The following is a 17,215-nucleotide window of genomic DNA, read 5'->3' as shown; positions in this document are numbered from 1 at the left end:
GCGGCCGGCCGGCTCACCAGCGCGCTCCGCCGAGGTCTCGGGAAACGGCACGTGCGGCGTCGCGGACGTACGCCACCAGGGTCGGACGGGGACTGCCCTGCGCGGTGCAGACCCGCTCGACCGGCCCTGAGAGCCCGATCGAGCCGACGACGAGTCCGCCGTAGCCCCGGATCGGCACGGCGATGCCGGCCTCGCCGGGGGTCATCTCCTCCACCTCGAAGCCCCAGCCGTGGTCGCGGATCTCGCCGAGCGCCTTGGCGAGGCTGCGCGGGGCCACCAGCGTGCGGCGGGTGTACGGCTCAGGCTCGCCCTGCAGGACCGCGTTGGCCGCGCCCACGTCGTACGCGAGCAGCACCTTGCCGAGCGCGGTGGCGTGCGGAGGCAGCAGCGTGCCCACGTCGAGGGTCTGGAGGGTGTCGTCGGGGCGGAAGACGTGGTGCACCACGAGCACCTTGCCCTCCAGGAGGGTGCCGATGCGCACCGCCTCCCCGCTGCGTACGGCAAGCGGGTCGGCCCAGTTGATGGAGCGGGACCGTAGTTCGTTGACGTCGAGGTAGCTGGTGCCCAGGTGCAGCAGCGCCGCACCGAGCTGGTACTTGCCGGAGGTCTTGTCCTGTTCGACGAAGCCCACGTCCTGCAGGGTGCGCACGATGCCGTGCGCGGTGCCCTTGGGCAGGTCGAGGGACCGGGCGATCTCGCCGATGCCGAGGCGGCCGGAACTGCTGGCCAGCAGGCGGAGGATCGCCGCGGCCCGTGCGATGGACTGCACCTGCCCTGGCATGGGCGCGATCGTAACGGTCGTTCGGGCTGACGCAACAGTGTTCGACAATGTCGACCGGCGTTCGTTGACCTGTTGCCGTGATGTTTCTTACGGTTCGCCGCACGGTTAACACACGCCACCGCGGCGCCACCGGACCGGGCGATCCATTCTCTGCCCGACGCCAGGGCCGCCGCTTTCGATACCAGGAGTAAGCATGACAATACCGAAGGTGCCCGGGCTTCTCGGCGAACTCGCCGCCGAATTCGCCGGCACAGCCGTCCTCATTCTGTTCGGCGTCGGCGTGGTAGTCCAGGTGGCCGCCGGGGGCACCGGCGAGTTCGACAGCATCGCCTGGGCCTGGGGTCTCGGCGTCACCCTGGGCGTGTACGTGGCGGGCCGGATCAGCGGCGCGCACCTCAACCCGGCCGTCACCCTGGCCCTGGCCGTCTTCAAGGGCTTCGAGTGGCGCAAGGTCATGCCGTACGCGCTGGCCCAGACCGCCGGCGCGTTCGTCGCCGCCCTGATCATCCGGTGGAACTACAGCGAGGTGCTGTCCCGCTTCGACCCCGGCTTCACCAGCAAGAGCCAGGGTGTCTTCTCCACCCTGCCCGGCGCCGGCATCACCGAGTGGGGAGCGCTGCGCGACCAGATCATCGGCACCGCCCTGCTGCTGTTCCTCGTCCTCGCCGTCACCGACGCCCGCAACTCGCTGCCCGGCGGCAACATGGCGCCGCTGATCGTCGGCCTCATCGTGGTGGCCATCGGCATGGCGTTCGCCGTCAACGCCGGCTACGCCATCAACCCGGCCCGCGACTTCGGTCCCCGCCTCGCCTCGTTCCTCACCGGTTACGAAACCGCGTTCCAGGACGCCAGCGGCTACCCGTACTTCTGGGTGCCCATCGTCGGCCCACTGGTCGGCGGCGTGATCGGCGCCGGCCTCTACGAGCTGGCGATCGGCCGCTTCCTGCCCAAGGAGGACGAGCCCGAGCCCGGCACGCTCGCCACCGAGCCCGCGGTCGAGCCCGCTCGAGCCTGACCCGTCGCCACCCCATCCGCACCTTTCACTAAGGAGACCCGCATGGCTGACTTCGTCGGCGCCGTGGACCAGGGCACCACCAGCACCCGATTCATGATCTTCGACCACGGCGGCAACGAGGTGGGCCGCCACCAGCTCGAGCACCAGCAGATCCTGCCGCGCGCCGGCTGGGTCGAGCACAACCCGCTGGAGATCTGGGAGCGGACCTTCACGGTCGTCCAGACCGCGATGAACGCCCACGGCCTGACCGCCTCCGACCTGGCCGCGCTGGGCATCACCAACCAGCGCGAGACCACCGTGGTGTGGAACCGCCACACCGGCCGGCCCTACTACAACGCCATCGTCTGGCAGGACACCCGCACCGACCGCATCGCCTCGGCGCTGGAGCGTGAGGGCAAGGGCGACGTCATTCGGCGCAAGGCCGGCCTGCCGCCGGCCACGTACTTCTCCGCGGGAAAGATCCAGTGGATCCTGGAGAACGTCGACGGGGTCCGCGAGGCCGCCGAGCGGGGCGAGGCGATCTTCGGCAACACCGACACCTGGCTGCTGTGGAACCTCACCGGCGGCGTCCAGGGCGGCGTGCACGTCACCGATCCGACCAACGCCAGCCGCACCATGCTGATGAACCTGGAGACGCTGGACTGGGACGACGAGCTGCTGTCGTTCTTCGGTATCCCCCGGGCCATGCTGCCGGAGATCCGCCCGTCGTCCGACCCCCGCTCGTACGGCAGCACCCTGGAAACCGGTCCGTTCGCCGGGGCCGTACCGATCACCGGTGATCTCGGCGACCAGCAGGCCGCCACGGTGGGGCAGGTCTGCTTCGCCCCGGGCGAGGCAAAGAACACCTACGGCACCGGCAACTTCATGCTGCTCAACACGGGCCACGAGATCGTCCGGTCCAAGGCGGGCCTGCTCACCACGGTGTGCTACCAGTTCGGCGACGACGCGCCCGTGTTCGCACTCGAGGGCTCGATCGCGGTCACCGGCTCGGCGGTGCAGTGGCTGCGCGACCAGCTCGGCATCATCAGCGGCGCGTCGCAGAGCGAGACGCTGGCCAGGCAGGTCGACGACACCGACGGCGTGTGCTTCGTGCCGGCGTTCTCCGGGCTCTTCGCGCCCTACTGGCGTTCCGACGCCCGGGGAGCGATCGTCGGCCTGTCCCGGTACCACACCAACGCCCACATCGCCCGGGCCACCCTGGAGTCCATCTGCTACCAGAGCCGGGACGTTGCCGAGGCGATGGAGCAGGACTCCGGCGTACACCTGGAAACCCTGAAGGTCGACGGCGGGGTCACCGCCAACGACCTGTGCATGCAGCTGCAGGCCGACATCCTCGGCGTGCCGGTGAGCCGACCGGTGGTCGCGGAGACCACGGCGCTGGGCGCCGCCTACGCCGCCGGCCTGGCCGTGGGGTTCTGGAAGAACACCGATGAGCTGCGGGAGAACTGGAACGAAAGCCAGCGCTGGCAGCCGACCTGGTCGTCGGAGCGGCGCCAGAACGGCTACGCCAGGTGGCAGAAGGCCGTTCAGCGGACCCTCGACTGGGTCGACGTCGACTGACCTGCGCTCGCCCCCTCTACCCCGGACGGCAGGCGACCCCCGCGCCTGCCGTCCGGCACCCAGCGGCGCCCCACCCAGGGTGCCCGACCCGAAAGTGAGAAAAGATGTACTCCGCGACACTGTCACCGGCCGCCCGCGAGCGGTCCATGGCCGTCCTCGGCAGCGGCGAGGAACTGGACGTCCTGGTGATCGGCGGCGGCGTCACCGGGGCCGGCTGCGCGCTCGACGCGGTCACCCGGGGCCTGTCGGTCGGACTCGTCGAGGCCCGCGACTGGGCCAGTGGCACCTCCAGCCGGTCCAGCAAGCTGATCCACGGCGGCCTGCGTTACCTCGAGATGCTCGACTTCGGGCTGGTCCGGGAGGCCCTGCGCGAACGCGGCCTGCTCGTGCAGCGGCTGGCCCCGCACCTGGTGCACCCTGTGCCCTTCCTCTACCCGCTGCGCCACCGCGGCTGGGAGCGGCTGTACGCCGGCGCCGGCGTCCTGCTGTACGACACCATGGGCATCTCCAGCGGGAACGCCCGCGGGGTGCCCGGGCACCGGCACCTGAGCCGCCGCGGCGCTCTGCGGGCCTGCCCGTCGCTGCGCCCGGACGCGCTGACCGGCGCGCTGCAGTACTACGACGCCCAGGTCGACGACGCCCGGCTCGTGACGTTCCTGGTCCGCACCGCCGCGCAGTACGGCGCGCACCCCGTCTCCCGGGCCCGGGTGGTCGGCTTTCTGCGCGACGGCGCCCGGGTAGTCGGGGCCCGGGTACACGACCTCGAGACCGACAAGGTGTACGAGGTGCGGGCCCGGCAGGTCATCAACGCCACCGGCGTCTGGACCGACGACACCCAGGCCCTGCTGGGCGAGCAGGGGCACTTCCAGGTGCGCGCCTCCAAGGGCATCCACCTTGTGGTGCCGCGGGGCCGGATCAAGTCCGACACCGGACTGATCCTGCGCACCGACAAGAGCGTGCTGTTCGTCATTCCGTGGGGCCGGCACTGGCTGATCGGCACCACCGACACCGACTGGGACCTGAGCAAAGCCCACCCCGCCGCGACCAGCAGCGACATCGACTACCTGCTCGATCGGGTCAACGAGGTGCTGGCCGACCCGCTGACCCGCGACGACGTGGAGGGCGTGTACGCCGGGCTGCGCCCGCTGGTCTCCGGTGAGTCGGAGCTGACCGCCAAGCTGTCGCGGGAGCACTCCGTGGCTACTCCGGCGCCCGGCCTGGTCGTGATCGCGGGCGGCAAGTACACGACCTACCGGGTGATGGCCCGCGACGCCGTGGATCAGGCGGTGCGCGGCCTCGGTGGCGGGCTGCCCGCGTCCTGCACCGACCGGCTGCCGCTCCTGGGTGCCGAGGGGTACGTGGCCCGGTGGAACCAGCGCCGCGGACTGGCGCAGCAGCACGGCATGCCTGTGCAGCGGATGGAGCATCTGCTGCGGCGCTACGGCACCGCCGTCGACGAGGTGCTGGAACTGCTGCGCGACGACCCGACGCTGGCCGAGCCGCTGGAGGGCGCGGAGGACTACCTGCGGGTCGAGGTGGTGTACGCGGTCACCGCCGAGGGGGCCCGGCACCTGGAGGACGTGCTCACCCGGCGGACCCACATCTCGATCGAGACCTTCGACCGGGGCCTGCTGGCGGCCCGGGGCGTCGCGGGGCTTATGGCCGAGCCGCTCGGCTGGACGGCCGAGCAGGTGGACCTCGAGGTGGCCCACTACACCGCGCGGGTCCAGGCGGAGCGCGCCGCCCACGAGCAGCCCGACGACGAGTCCGCCGACGCGGCCCGCTCGGCGGCGCCCGAGGTGGTGCCGACGGCCGCGCTGTCGGCCTGACCGGCGCCGGCGGTGTGCCGACCCGGCACACCGCCGCATCGCCGGGCTCAGCGGTCGCCGTTCTTGTTCGTCAGCGGGTTCCGCCCCGCACCGTCCCCGGCCAGTAGAGCTCGGCGTACTCGCAGCCGGTCCCGACGTCAGGTTGACGTGCCGGCGGCTATCGATCAAATCGCCGGGTGATGCCAAAGGTGGTTGCGGCACCTGCCGCCCGCCCGCTGCGGAGCGGGCGGGTAACGGGGGTGATCCTGAGTCAAGTCCGTCACCTCCAACGGTAGGGCCGCATGGGCCCTGGCCGCGTCGCAACGGACCGTGACGATGTCGGCGACATCACTGTTGGCTAGCGGGGCACCATGCGCGGTGGGCGATGCGGGACGTGTTCAAAGCTCTAGAGCACACATCGATCACACGGGCGTCCACAAGGGACATCAACAAGGCTCTGATCAGACGTAAAACGCCTGATCAGAGCCTTGACCACCTGTGCGCCGCGTAGGACTTGAACTACAACCCGCGGATTAAGAGTCCGCGATCATGGCTGTTGGGAACTGCTGGGCTGTGCCGCTTTCTGTCGGCTGAGATCGTTTCGTCCTGCTGGTTGCGGGGCGCGGCTGCCGACTCGTGCCAGGCAGTGTTGTTCCACGCCAGAATCGTCGATCACGCATGGATCACGCGTACTGCCCGTGGACGCCGCCACGCGCCGATGCCGTGCGCAAGCCGGCTTCGGTGCATCGCCGTCTGGTCGAGGGCGCGGATGTGTCCATCGCGGGGCTGGCGAAGCGGTGCGCGTCGCCGATCTCCGCGACGAAGATCGCCCCGAGCACCGGTCCGACACCCGGCACGGCTTGCACGGCCCGGAACCCGGCATGCCCGGCCAGGCCGGCGCGTAGCGGGCCGGCGACCGCGCGGATCTCAAAGTCGATCGCGTCGATCAACCGCACAAGCGCGTTGACCCGCAACCGATACGCCGTATCCAACGGCGCCGCAGCGAGCAACTGCCGGCCGCCGACACCGAACAGGTCAGACACGCCCAGGTGCAGACCCTGCTTGGCCAGCACAGCGTGCACCGACGCCTTCAACGCGCTGCGCCACGCGACCAGCTTCGCCCGATGACGGGCCAGCTCGCGCAGCTCGCGGACCTCCGGCGGGGCGATCCAGCCCTCGGGTAGCCGGCCCATCCGTAGCAGATCCGCCAGATCGGCGGCATCGCGGACATCGTTCTTCACTCGGCGATAGGCGAACCCTTCACGCCCAACGGGTGCGCGAGGTGGACGTCGGCGCCGGCGTCGGTCAGCACGTCGACGGCCCAATACCAGCCGTAGGTCGCTTCCAACACGACCTGCGGCTGTTCGCCCGGCATTTCGGCCGCCAGGGCCATCGGGTTGTTGTCGATATGCACATTCGCGAAGTGCTCGCCGGTCTCGGTCATCCGCACCATCACCGAACGGCGACGGTGCAGATCGATGCCAACGATCTGCTGACCGTCGTACTCTGCTACATGTGGGGCCTCCTTCATCGATTGACGTGAGTACCCCGAGCATCCCGCCGGGAGTCACGAGGAGCGAGGCCCCGCTCCTTCATGCCATCAAGGTCGACGAGGGCGGTGACCTCGGCCTTGAGTTCAACCTTGCCGAGGTGGCCGGTCTCCGTAGCGAAGCAAAGATGACCCTCAACTACTGCGCCGCCGCGCAGTGGTGAGGTGGGCGCAGGGGCCGGCAGAAGCTCCCGCGTCGCCGCGATCCACCGCCCGCCGGGCATCACGCCACACAGCGGTACCTGCCCCGAGCCCTTCGACCTGGTTCCCGGCAGACCGTTGGGGCGCCACGGAATTCGAATCTGGAGCCTGAAAGCGCTCAGCTAATACTGATTCACACGGACAAGTCCTGCCCGATCCGACTCGCACGATCGGTTCGTTGTAAGCGCAACGGCGAGTCGGATATCGCCAAGATCGATTTGGCTATCATGCCGCGAACAACGGTCGCGTCCGACGCCCTGTCACTCGGGTGATGGCTCCAACCGCTCGCGGTCGCGGCTGAGTTGGAGCCGCATCGTTCCGTTGTCATATGTCTGCCAGCCCGCGTCGAGGGCCTGCCGGACGATCTTCGCGACCAGAGCCGGGGCGATCGGGCTCAGTTCGAACACTTCGGCCGCTCGGCCGGCAGGTGCGGTGATGATCGGTCCATAGTTCAGCCATGGGTCATCAAAGGTCGCCAGGACCTCCAACGCACCGCCAGGCTCGGGTCCGTCGCGCCAGATCTTGACCTTGACATGGCCGGGATCGACCAGGCCGACGGTCCATCGGTAGGCGATGTCCTCGACGACAATGCTCCTGATACGAGGCCGTGCCACGACGGAAGAGTACGCGCTCCCCGGCGCACAGTCTGGTAGCGAGATACCGCTTCGCCGATTCTTCGTCTACCTGTCTGTGAGCCGGGCGGCGGCGTAGCTGTCTGTAGCTCAAGTGGGGCGGCCAAGGGGATGACGGGCGACACGGCACCCCAGCGCAGGCACGGGAAGACGTACTGATCTACCGCGCCGAGGGCGCTTGAGGTGAGCCGGCCTGCGCGCCGGCCGGCAGTGAACGCGTCGCCAGTGCCCGACCGCGTTCCTGCCGGTTCGGCGACACCGCTCACGAGGCACCCACTTGATAAAGTGATATCACATTGATAGCGTCATGACATTGCCACGCTGAGGGAGGCTCATATGACGGAACACCTCGACCTGCCCGCCCCGCAGGTTCGTGAACGCATCGCTCGGGGTGTCTCGGGCTGGCCGGTCCTCGCCGTGTCCGCCTTAGTGCTGGTGCTCAGTGGCGCCGGCTTCATCACCGGCCTACAGCAGGAGGGTGACGCAGTCGTTCTCAGCGTCGTCGGCGTCAGCTTCCTGTTCGGGCTGACCGCTCTGATCGCCCTAGCCGGTCTCACGCCAGTCGCGCCCGGTGAGGCTCGCGTCCTTCAGCTTCTCGGGCGCTACACCGGGACCGTCCGCACCGACGGACTCCGCTGGGTCAACCCGCTCACCGCCAGGCGCCGCGTCTCCACCCGGATCCGTAACCACGAGACCGACGTGCTCAAGGTCAACGACGCCGACGGCAATCCCATCGAGATCGCCTCTGTCGTCGTCTGGCAGGTCGAGGACACCGCCCGGGCCGTCTTCGAAGTCGACGACTTCATCGAGTTCGTCGCCATCCAGACCGAGACCGCCGTACGGCACATCGCCAACAGCTACTCCTACGACTCCCACGACACCGCCCGGATGTCGCTGCGCGACAACGCCGACGAGATCACCGCCCGGCTATCCGAAGAGATCGGGATACGGGTCGCCGCCGCCGGAGTGAAGATCATCGAGTCCCGGCTGACCCGCCTCGCCTACTCACCCGAGATCGCCCACGCCATGCTCCGCCGACAGCAGGCGAACGCCATCGTCGCGGCCCGCACCCGCATCGTCGAAGGCGCGGTCGGCATGGTGGAGATGGCGCTGGTCCGCCTCGCCGAGCACGACGTCGTCGACCTCGACGAGGAACGCAAGGCCGCGATGGTCAGCAACCTGCTGGTGGTCCTGTGCGGCGACCGGGACGCCCAGCCCGTGGTCAACGCGGGCACCCTCTACTCATAGGCGCATGGCTACCGAACGGAAGAAGCTTCTCCTCCGGCTCGACCCCGCCGTGCACGACGCACTCGCACGGTGGGCCGGAGACGAGCTGCGCAGCACGAACTCCCAGATCGAGTATCTGCTGCGTAAAGCCCTCGCCGACGCCGGTCGCCTTCCCGGAGGAGTCAGCCGGATGCGCGGCCCCGGCAGGCCCCCAGCCGAAACCGACCCGGACGAGGAATGAGATGGCACTGCCCAGCAGCCTTCCCCAACGCATCTACCTCCTGGCCTACAACCCCGCCAAAGGAAAAGTCGGCATAGGCACCGAACTCGGCGCCATGCTGCGCGCGGGCGCCCTCGCCGACCTCTACATCAAGGGCCAACTCACCGACGTGCGCGGACGCGCCGCCATCAACGACCAGCACCCGTGCAGCGATTCCGTCCTTGCCGGACTCCTCGAGGAGATCGCCGGCTCCAAGCCCCGCAAATGGCAATACTGGATCGGCAAGCGACAGCGCACCACCGTCGGCGCGGTCCGCCAGCAACTCGAGGACGGCGGCTGGGCGCGCTGCCAGCGGTACAGAATCCTCGGTCTTTTCCCCGCGACCAAAGTGACCCTCCGCGACCCTCGGGTCCGCAAGGAACTCATGAGCCGGGTCAACGGCGCCTTCCGGACCCCCGCCGGCAGAGTCGATCCCGCCGACGCCGCGCTCGTGACCATCGTCGCCGCGGCGGAGCTCAATCTCGTCGTCGACCGGAAGACCAGACGCGACAACAAACGGCGCATCCAGGAACTCAGCGAAACCACCGGACCAATCGGGCCCGCCCTGCACAAGTCGATCCAGGCCGCTGCCAGCGGCGGCGACGGCGCTTGAAGAGCTCTCGTGCCGATGGGCGCCAGGGCTGCACTGATCTGGCCGCCGATCGTGCGCGCCGGCTCCGCCGTAGCGTCACGCTCCGTGTCGCCGTCGCGGCGTGCTGGGCACACGCTCGTGCCGATGAGCGCGCACCCGATCATGCCGACGGCCGCGCGGGGCGTGACTGCCACGTGGGATGATCGCCGGGTGTCCAGCGCCGAGCCCATTCACGTTCAACTGAACGCAGACGAGCGCGAAGTCCTGCGTGCCGGATTGCTGGATTGGGGCGGGCCAGCCAGGCCAACCGATGCTTTTGCTACGGCCACGGGTTTCACCGACGCTGCATCCCTATCGAGCGAGGCCCGAGAGCTATGGCAGCAGATCGACCGCTCGTCCTCGCTTACCGCCGAGCGGCGGTGGTGGACGTCAAGTCGCGAGCCAAGCCGCGGTGTCGGGTGGCAGGAGTTGGCCACGCAGCGGCCCGCTCGCCAGGAGACTTGTCTCGTGGGCCGGCAGGGCGAAGTCGTCGGCGGACAGATTGACGGCGCAGACGAAGCCGGGGTCGCGAGCGATCAGCAGGACGCCCTCGGGTGCCGGGAGCCAGCGCATCCCGCCGTCGCCGAGCGCCGGGTGCGCGCGTCGGATCCGCAGCGCTGACCGGTACAGCTCCAGTGTGGAGCCCGTGTCGCCGGTCTGCGCGGCCGCGGTCAGTCGCCGCCAGCCGTCGGGCTGTGGCAGCCAGGGTCGCTTCGCCGCCGTGGCCGGGCTGAAGCCGAACGGCGGCGCGTCACCCTCCCATGGCAGTGGGACGCGGCAGCCGTCGCGGCCGCGGTCCCGGTGGCCGGAGCGGTGCCAGACGGGATCCTGGAGCACCTCCTCAGGGAGGTCTTCGACCTCCTCCAGGCCCAGCTCCTCGCCCTGGTAGACGTAGGCGCCGCCGGGCAGGGAGAGCATCAGCAGGGCGGCCGCGCGGGCCCGGCGCCGCCCCAGCGCCGGATCGACCGGCTCCGTGCCGATCTCGGCGAGCGAGTGGACGGGCCGGTGGGACTGGGGACGGCCGTACCGGGAGACGTGCCGCGCGACGTCGTGATTGGACAAGACCCAGGTCGCCGGCGCCCCGACGGTCCCGAGGTGGGTCGTGGACCGGTCGACCGCCGCGCGGAGATCCGCGGCGCGCCACGGGGCGCGGAGGAAGTCGAAGTTGAAGGCGGTGTGCAATTCGTCAGGCCGCACGTACCGGGCGAGTCGGTCGGGCCGGTCCAGCCACGCTTCGGCCACGAATACCCGCGGCTCGGTGTAGGAGTCCGCGATCGCGCGCCAGGACCGGTAGATGTCGTGCACCTCGTCGCGGTCCCAGTGCGGATGGTCTTGTCGGTCCGGCGGTGCGAGGAGCTCCTCCGCGTCGAGGCCGAGATCGGGCAGGCCGTCCTGCTTGACCAGCGCGGTGGCCACATCGATCCGGAAGCCGTCGACGCCGCGGTCGAACCAGAAGCGCAGTGTCTGTTCGAAGTCGGATCGCACCTGCGGGTGTTCCCAGTTCAGATCGGGCTGCTGCGGGGCGAACAGGTGCAGGTACCACTCGCCGGGACTGCCGTCCGGTTCGGCGACCCTGGTCCAGGCGGGACCGCCGAACACGCTGCGCCAGTCGTTCGGGGGACGGTCTCCCTCCGGACCCTGGCCAGGTCGGAACAGGTATCGGCGGCGCGCCGCTGAGCCGGGCCCGGTGGCGAGCGCCTCCTGGAACCAGGGATGCCGGTCGGAGGTGTGGTTCGGGACGATATCGAGGATGACCCGTAGGCCGTGCCGGTGGGCGTCCTCGACGAGCGCCTCGGCCTCCGTGAGCGTGCCGAACTCGGGTGCGACCGCCCGGTAGTCCACAACGTCGTAGCCCGCGTCGGCCATCGGCGACGGGTACCACGGGTTGATCCACAGGGCGTCCACGCCGAGGGCCGCGAGGTGACCCAGCCGGGAGCGGACGCCCGCGATGTCTCCCAGGCCATCGCCGTCGCCGTCGGCGAAGCTGCGGATGTAGACCTGGTAGATGACGGCACTGCGCCACCACTGCGCGGGTTCGATGGCCGGCGCCTCGGCGGCTACGGGAATGGGCTCGCGTTCGAGGTCGGCAACCTCGGTGCGCACAATGGGGGCCATGGTATCGCTCCCTAGCGGTCTTGGGCGTGCTGGTGGGGTTTTGCTGAGCCTCGCCCGCGGTGTGCCGGTGGACGGGCGCTGCCGGGGCGGCGGGCCGGCGTCATTGCTGGACCGGCGGCATACCGGGCGGTCGGGCCGAGAAGATAAAGTTAACGACACTTAGTAAATCGGTCTGAGGTAGCGTGCCCTCGACGGGCTGGCCGTGTCAAGGAGGAGTCAGTGGAGCTGGAGGGCACCGCGACGTCGCCCCTGCTGCGCCGGCTCAACGCCGGGCTCGTCCTCGACGCTCTGCGGGCATCCGGCCCGATGACCGTGACAGATCTGATGGCGCAGACGCAGTTGTCCCGCCCGACCGTGCATGCCGTGGCCGACGCGCTGATGCGGCTGGGACGGATTCGGGAGCTGCCCGGGGATGAGGTGCCCGGGTCACGCCGGGGGCGGCCGGCCCGGCGCTACGAGTTCCGGGCCGACGCGGGCTACGTGGTGGGTGTGGACATAGGCGCTCACCGGACCGGGGTCATGGTCGCGGATCTGCGCGGCGACCCGGTGGCCGAGCGGCAGCACGCGTTCACCGATCCGCACCAGCCCGCCGCCGCCAGGATCGCCGCGGTACGCAGGACCGTCGTGGCCGCCCTGACCGCAGCCGGCGTCGATCCGGCCGACGTCATGGCGATGTGCGTCGGCGCGGCGGGCACCGTCGACCCCCGCGACGGCGTGGTGAAGTTTCGCAGCGGCATCCCCGGCTTCATCAACGTCAAACTGCGCGAGGCGATGGAGCACGGGTTCGGCTGGCCCGTCGTCGTCGACAACGACGCCAACCTGGCCGCGATCGGCGAGCAGTGGCGCGGAGTCGCCGCGGAGGTGGACGACTTCATCGTCCTGCTGGCCGCGGAGCGGCTGGGTGCCGGCATCGTGGTCGGCGGCCGGCTCGTCCGCGGGCGCGGCGGCGGCGCCGGCGAGATGGGGTTCCTCGGCCTGATGGATCCCGCCTGCACGGCGGACGGCGTCGCGGCGCTGGCGCGCACGCTCGGCGCGGAGGCGGTCGCCCGGATGGCGGCGCAGCACGTGCCCGCCGTGCCGGCCCCCGGTTCCCTGCGTGAGCTGGTCGGGGGCGATCCGCGCAGGGTGGACGCCGAAACCGTCTTCGCGGCCGCCCGCGCGGGCGACGAGGTCGCCGGGGCGATCCTCGAGCGCGTCGTCGGCCAAGTGGCCAAGGCCGCCGGCACGATGGTCCTGCTCCTGGATCCCGAGCTGGTCGTCGTCGGCGGCGGCGTCGCCAACGCCGAGGACGTACTCCTCGGCCCGCTGCGCCGCCGGCTCGCCGAAATCACCCCGGACCCGCCCCGGCTGGCGGCGTCCGCGCTGGGACACCGTGCCGTGACCATCGGCGCGGTGCGGGCCGCTCTGGACCACGCCGAAGGTCGGCTCTTGGAAGGCTTCGCCGCGGCGTGACGTCCGGCCGGACAAGCCTGCCGGGGCCGGCCGTGGACGCTGGCCCGGATCGGGCACACAGGGGCGCTCGCGGGCGTCGCAACGGCGTGGCCGAGCGCCACCGCGATCTTCTTCGCCGGGGCTATTGACGGCGTTGCCAGCGTGTTGCATCCTTCCTGCACCCGCTTTACAAAAACCCACTTATAAAAGCGTCTCTTTGCCGGTCGGGCGCCTTCTGCCGTGGTCGTCGACTGCCCTGGACTGGCATATCCCTCACCATTCCGGTCGCGCATCGGCCGCGCGCCGAAACCGCCGAACGACACTTCCAATAGATGGGAACCAGATGAAGCGCCTGCCCAAACTCCTCGCCGGGGCCTTCACCACCGTCCTGTTCCTGTCCTCCTGCGCCGCGGGCGACGTGGGCAAAGACCAGCAGGACGCGGGCAAGGACGGCCAGATCGTTGTCACGGCTGTGTGGGGCGGCGCCGAGCAGAAGGCGTTCGAGAACCTGCTCCGCGCCTTCACCGCGAAGACCGGCGTCGACGTCCGCTACGAACCCCAGCGCTCCGATTACGCGACCGTCCTGCGGACCCGTATCGCCGGCGGCAACGCCCCGGACGTGGCGGTCATTCCGGGTATCGGTTACCTGCGCGGGCTGGTCCGCGACGGACTCGCCAAGCCGCTGAAGAACTACGGCGTGGAACGCGCCGCGATCGAGGGCAACTACCCGCCCGGCATCCTCGACGTCGGTACGGTCGACAGCGAGCTGTACGCGGTCATGCTTAAGCTCAACTCCAAGGCCACTGTCTGGTACAAGCCCGAGTCGTTCCGCGCCGACGGCTTCCAGCCGCCGCGGACCTTCGCGGACCTGGTGAGCGTCACCAAGGCGTACAAGGCCAAAGGCAAGATCCCGTGGGCGGTGGGCGCGAAGGACGGCTGGACCCTCACCGACTGGTTCGAGATGGTGTACCTGCGCCAAGCCGGGCCGGGCAAGTACGACGATCTCTTCAGCGGAAAGCTGCCCTGGACCGATCCGTCCGTCAGCCGCGCCATCGACACGGTGAAGCAGATCATCAACGAGGAACACGTCGCCGGTGGCATCAACGGCGCGCTCGGCACCGGCTTCGTCGACGCCATGGGCCAGACGTTCGGCGGGAAGCCGGCGGCAGAGATGTTCTACGAGGGCGGGTTCGTGGGACCACTCGTACTGGAACAGGTCAATCCGCAGCTGAGCGTCGGCAAGGGGATCGACTTCTTCCCGTTCCCCGGCTTCGACGGCGGCGACGCCACGCAGATCGTCGTCGGCGGTGACCTCGCCGCAGCCTTCACCGACAAGCCGGGGGTCAAGGAGTTCCTCCAGTTCATCACCAGCCCGGAAAGCGGCGATGTGGTCGCGAAGGACGGCACGTTCGTAACCCCGCTCAAGACCGTCGACCCGGGCTCCTACCCCAGCGCGCTGACAAAGAAGGAGGCGCAGCAGGTGGCGTCGGCCAGCGCCGTCCGCTACGACGGATCGGACCTGCTGCCGGCCGGGCCCGATTTCGGCGCCCTGCTGCAGACCGCGATCAAGGGCGGCAACCCGCCGCTGGCCCAGTTCCAGGAGCAGGTCGCCGACGCCTGGAACGACGAGCGCGGCTGACCCCCGATGGGTGGCGGGCCGGCCTCGGCCACCCGCCACCCACTCGCATCCGGTGACCTGACGAAGGAGTACCCGCGATGACCGCCACCACCCCGGCCGCCGCCGAGCCGCGCCGAGCCGGCCAGGCCCGCCTGCACCGCAAGGGCTGGACGGCCCTGGTGTTTCTCGCCCCCGCACTGTTTCTTCTGCTCGTGTTCCTGGTTTATCCGGCGTTGTACACCGTCGGGCTGAGCTTCTTCCGGGGCCGGCTGGGACGCTTCGACGGATTCGTCGGCATCGACAACTACATCCGGCTGTTCACCGACGACCCGCTGTTCCTCGACCTATCGACGTTCCCGCCGTCCGGCGCACTGCTCAACAACGTGCTCTGGATGGTCGTGTACGTCAGCGGCTGTCTCATGCTCGGGCTGCTCGTCGCGGTCCTCGCCGGCCGGGTACGGTACGAGGCACTGATCAAGGCCATCATGTTCATGCCGATGGCCGTCTCGGCGACGGCCCTCGCCGTGATCTGGACCCTGATGTACGCCCCCAACCCGGAGATCGGGCTGCTCAACGCCGTCCTCGGCAGGGTCGGCGTGGACCCGGTGTCGTGGCTCGGCCGGACCGACACCGTCAACTGGGCGCTCATGGCGGTGGGCGTGTGGAGCACCGTCGGCTTCACCACCGTCGTGCTGTCCGCGGCGCTGAAGGGCATCCCCACCGAGATCCTGGAGGCGGCCCGCACCGACGGCGCCGGCGAGGCACAGCTCTTCTGGCGGATCCTCCTGCCCATGGTGCGCCTGCCCGCGACCGTGCTCGCCGTGACGCTCGTCGTCAACGTCATCAAACTCTTCGACCTGATCTACGTGATGACGCTCGGTGGCCCGGGCGCGTCGAGCCGCGTCATTGCCTTCACGATGTACCAGGAGTCGATTCCCGCCGGGCGTTACGGCTACGGCGCCGCCGTCGCCGTCATCATGCTCGCGCTGCTGATCCCGGTCATCGCCTACAACGTCAAGCGTTTCCGGACGGAGAACGTCAGCTCATGACCGCCCTGATCACGCCCAAGCGCCCCCTGGCCGCATCGACCGCGCGCCGCACGCTTGCCCCCGCCGCCGGGCGGTGGCGCAGGGCGGAGCGGCTCGTCCGCCGGGCCCCGCTCCACCTCGCCCTGTGGGCCATCGCCCTCGCGTGGCTGGCCCCCGTCGTCGGCCTGCTGATCACATCGTTGCGCCCCAAGTCCGACATCCTGTCGACGGGCTGGTGGGCCGCGGTGGTCCAGCCCCGGTTCACCTTCGACAACTACGCCGAGGTGCTCGGCTCCCACGGCATGCTCGGCGCCCTGCTCAACAGTCTGCAGATCACCATCCCGTCCACGCTCATCCCGCTGGTCGTCGCCGCTTTCGCCGGGTATGCGTTTGCCTGGCTGCGCTTTCCGTACCGTGACACGATCTTCATGGTGATCGTGGCGCTCATGATGGTGCCGGTCCAGCTCGGGTTCATCCCACTGCTCCATCTGCTCGGCGACGCTGGGCTCACGCAGAACTTCACGGGGATCTGGCTCGTGCACTCGGCGTACGCGTTGCCATTCGGCGTCTTCCTGCTCCGGAACTTCTTCGTCGGCCTGCCCAGCAGCATCATCGAGGCGGCCCGGCTCGACGGCGCCGGTGAGTTCCGCATCTTCCGTACCCTCGTGGTGCCTCTGTCCACGCCGGCGATCGCGTCCTACGGCATCTTCCAGTTCCTCTGGGTCTGGAACGACCTGCTGATGGCGTTGGTGTACGCGCAGAACCCGGCCGCGAGCCCCATGACACGACAGATCCAGGGTCTGCTCAGCGAGTTCGGCACCGAATGGCACCTGCTCGCCGCCGGCGCCTTCGTCCTGATGGTGGTGCCGCTGACCGTGTTCTTCGGTCTGCAGCGATATTTCGCGCACGGTCTGCTCAGCGGCTCGGTGAAGTGACGTGTGCGGCTCGTAAACCCGGTTTCTGTGGCCTGACGTGCGGGTCTGTGCGCGATCTGACTCTCGGCGGGCTGTCAGGCTGCGGGGTCGTGAACGCGTCGTTGGTGAACCTGCTGCTGTGCCAGGTGCTGCAGATGTTGACCCAGCTCGGCCGCGACGATTCCGGCTGCTGCACCGGTCAGGAGCGCGGGAACGACGGTCCAGGCCGGTCGTGCGGATGCGCCGAGCCACCACCTTCGGTAGACGGATGCCACCCTGGGCAGGCACCGAGTAGGCGATAGCCGCGACCGGGATTCCGGCAAGCGCGCCCACGACGGCGAGGCCGCTCGCGGCGAAGGTGTTCACCGGCTACCGGTCATCCTCGTCGCGGTCTTCGGTGCGGTGTTCCCGTGTCCATCGTTCGAGTTCGGCAAGCAGAGCGACCA

General features: G+C 69.6%; 16 protein-coding genes. 11 read left to right on the top strand and 5 right to left on the bottom strand.

The features are described 5' to 3' along the window. Positions 1-13 precede the first annotated feature (13 nt). Positions 14-781 (bottom strand): IclR family transcriptional regulator, encoded by a 768-nt coding sequence (locus EDD30_RS12880; protein WP_071807458.1) that lies wholly within the window; start codon positions 779-781, stop codon positions 14-16. 193 nt (positions 782-974) lie between these two features. Between EDD30_RS12880 and EDD30_RS12875 the strand changes: the two genes are divergently transcribed. The 3 genes from EDD30_RS12875 (at position 975) to EDD30_RS12865 (ending at position 5,185) form a co-directional block, all read left to right on the top strand. Then, on the top strand, positions 975-1,796 hold the full coding sequence (locus EDD30_RS12875; RefSeq protein WP_071807457.1) for an MIP/aquaporin family protein: 822 nt from the start codon (positions 975-977) through the stop codon (positions 1,794-1,796). A gap of 42 nt (positions 1,797-1,838) precedes the next feature. Then, a complete protein-coding gene (gene glpK / locus EDD30_RS12870; RefSeq protein WP_071807456.1) occupies positions 1,839-3,356 on the top strand; it encodes a glycerol kinase GlpK in 1,518 nt (505 codons plus the stop codon). 104 nt (positions 3,357-3,460) lie between these two features. After that, the gene (locus EDD30_RS12865) at positions 3,461-5,185 is read left to right on the top strand and encodes a glycerol-3-phosphate dehydrogenase/oxidase (RefSeq protein ID WP_071807455.1); all 1,725 of its coding nucleotides are present in this window, start codon (positions 3,461-3,463) and stop codon (positions 5,183-5,185) included. A 662-nt stretch (positions 5,186-5,847) separates the two neighbouring features. Here the strand turns inward: EDD30_RS12865 and EDD30_RS39075 are convergent. Together EDD30_RS39075 and EDD30_RS39070 are read right to left on the bottom strand one after the other, a co-directional pair. After that, positions 5,848-6,405, bottom strand: a complete 558-nt coding sequence (locus EDD30_RS39075; RefSeq protein ID WP_071807454.1) for an IS110 family transposase — start codon at positions 6,403-6,405, stop codon at positions 5,848-5,850. Then, positions 6,402-6,695, bottom strand: a complete 294-nt coding sequence (locus EDD30_RS39070; protein ID WP_071807453.1) for a hypothetical protein — start codon at positions 6,693-6,695, stop codon at positions 6,402-6,404. Before EDD30_RS39070 ends, EDD30_RS39075 begins: the two co-directional genes overlap by 4 nt. An 8-nt stretch (positions 6,696-6,703) precedes the next feature. Between EDD30_RS39070 and EDD30_RS39065 the strand changes: the two genes are divergently transcribed. After that, positions 6,704-6,877, top strand: coding sequence for a hypothetical protein (locus EDD30_RS39065; RefSeq protein WP_170047471.1), 174 nt, complete (start codon positions 6,704-6,706; stop codon positions 6,875-6,877). 297 nt (positions 6,878-7,174) lie between these two features. On the opposite strand, the gene EDD30_RS12855 is transcribed toward EDD30_RS39065, so the two are convergent. Beyond that, complete coding sequence (locus tag EDD30_RS12855) at positions 7,175-7,528, bottom strand: hypothetical protein (protein ID WP_071807452.1); 354 nt, start codon at positions 7,526-7,528, stop codon at positions 7,175-7,177. Between the two features lie 354 nt (positions 7,529-7,882). Between EDD30_RS12855 and EDD30_RS12850 the strand changes: the two genes are divergently transcribed. From EDD30_RS12850 to EDD30_RS12840, 3 genes are read left to right on the top strand one after another with little or no spacing between them, the layout of a single operon-like run. Further along, a complete protein-coding gene (locus EDD30_RS12850; protein WP_071807451.1) occupies positions 7,883-8,794 on the top strand; it encodes an SPFH domain-containing protein in 912 nt (303 codons plus the stop codon). 4 nt (positions 8,795-8,798) lie between these two features. Then, on the top strand, positions 8,799-9,014 hold the full coding sequence (locus tag EDD30_RS12845) for a type II toxin-antitoxin system antitoxin (RefSeq protein WP_071807450.1): 216 nt from the start codon (positions 8,799-8,801) through the stop codon (positions 9,012-9,014). A gap of 1 nt (position 9,015) precedes the next feature. Beyond that, positions 9,016-9,645, top strand: a complete 630-nt coding sequence (locus EDD30_RS12840; RefSeq protein ID WP_071807449.1) for a GOLPH3/VPS74 family protein — start codon at positions 9,016-9,018, stop codon at positions 9,643-9,645. Between the two features lie 408 nt (positions 9,646-10,053). Here the strand turns inward: EDD30_RS12840 and EDD30_RS12835 are convergent, their stop codons facing one another. After that, complete coding sequence (locus tag EDD30_RS12835) at positions 10,054-11,778, bottom strand: glycoside hydrolase family 13 protein (RefSeq protein ID WP_084556751.1); 1,725 nt, start codon at positions 11,776-11,778, stop codon at positions 10,054-10,056. A gap of 219 nt (positions 11,779-11,997) precedes the next feature. On the opposite strand from EDD30_RS12835, the gene EDD30_RS12830 reads away from it, so the two are divergent. From EDD30_RS12830 to EDD30_RS12815, 4 genes are all read left to right on the top strand, one after another. Beyond that, the gene (locus EDD30_RS12830; protein ID WP_123678261.1) at positions 11,998-13,230 is read left to right on the top strand and encodes an ROK family transcriptional regulator; all 1,233 of its coding nucleotides are present in this window, start codon (positions 11,998-12,000) and stop codon (positions 13,228-13,230) included. Between the two features lie 322 nt (positions 13,231-13,552). Next, the gene (locus tag EDD30_RS12825) at positions 13,553-14,848 is read left to right on the top strand and encodes an ABC transporter substrate-binding protein (protein ID WP_071809161.1); all 1,296 of its coding nucleotides are present in this window, start codon (positions 13,553-13,555) and stop codon (positions 14,846-14,848) included. A 77-nt stretch (positions 14,849-14,925) separates the two neighbouring features. Continuing rightward, a complete protein-coding gene (locus EDD30_RS12820) occupies positions 14,926-15,876 on the top strand; it encodes a carbohydrate ABC transporter permease (RefSeq protein ID WP_084557563.1) in 951 nt (316 codons plus the stop codon). Continuing rightward, entirely contained in the window at positions 15,873-16,790 is a 918-nt protein-coding gene (locus tag EDD30_RS12815; RefSeq protein WP_084557561.1) for a carbohydrate ABC transporter permease, read from the top strand. The genes EDD30_RS12820 and EDD30_RS12815 overlap by 4 nt, the downstream gene beginning before the upstream one ends. Positions 16,791-17,215 lie beyond the last annotated feature (425 nt).

It is taken from the genome of Couchioplanes caeruleus (assembly GCF_003751945.1).
Classification (GTDB): Bacteria; Actinomycetota; Actinomycetes; order Mycobacteriales; family Micromonosporaceae; genus Actinoplanes; species Actinoplanes caeruleus.
This window is presented reverse-complemented; position numbering and strand designations above follow the sequence as displayed.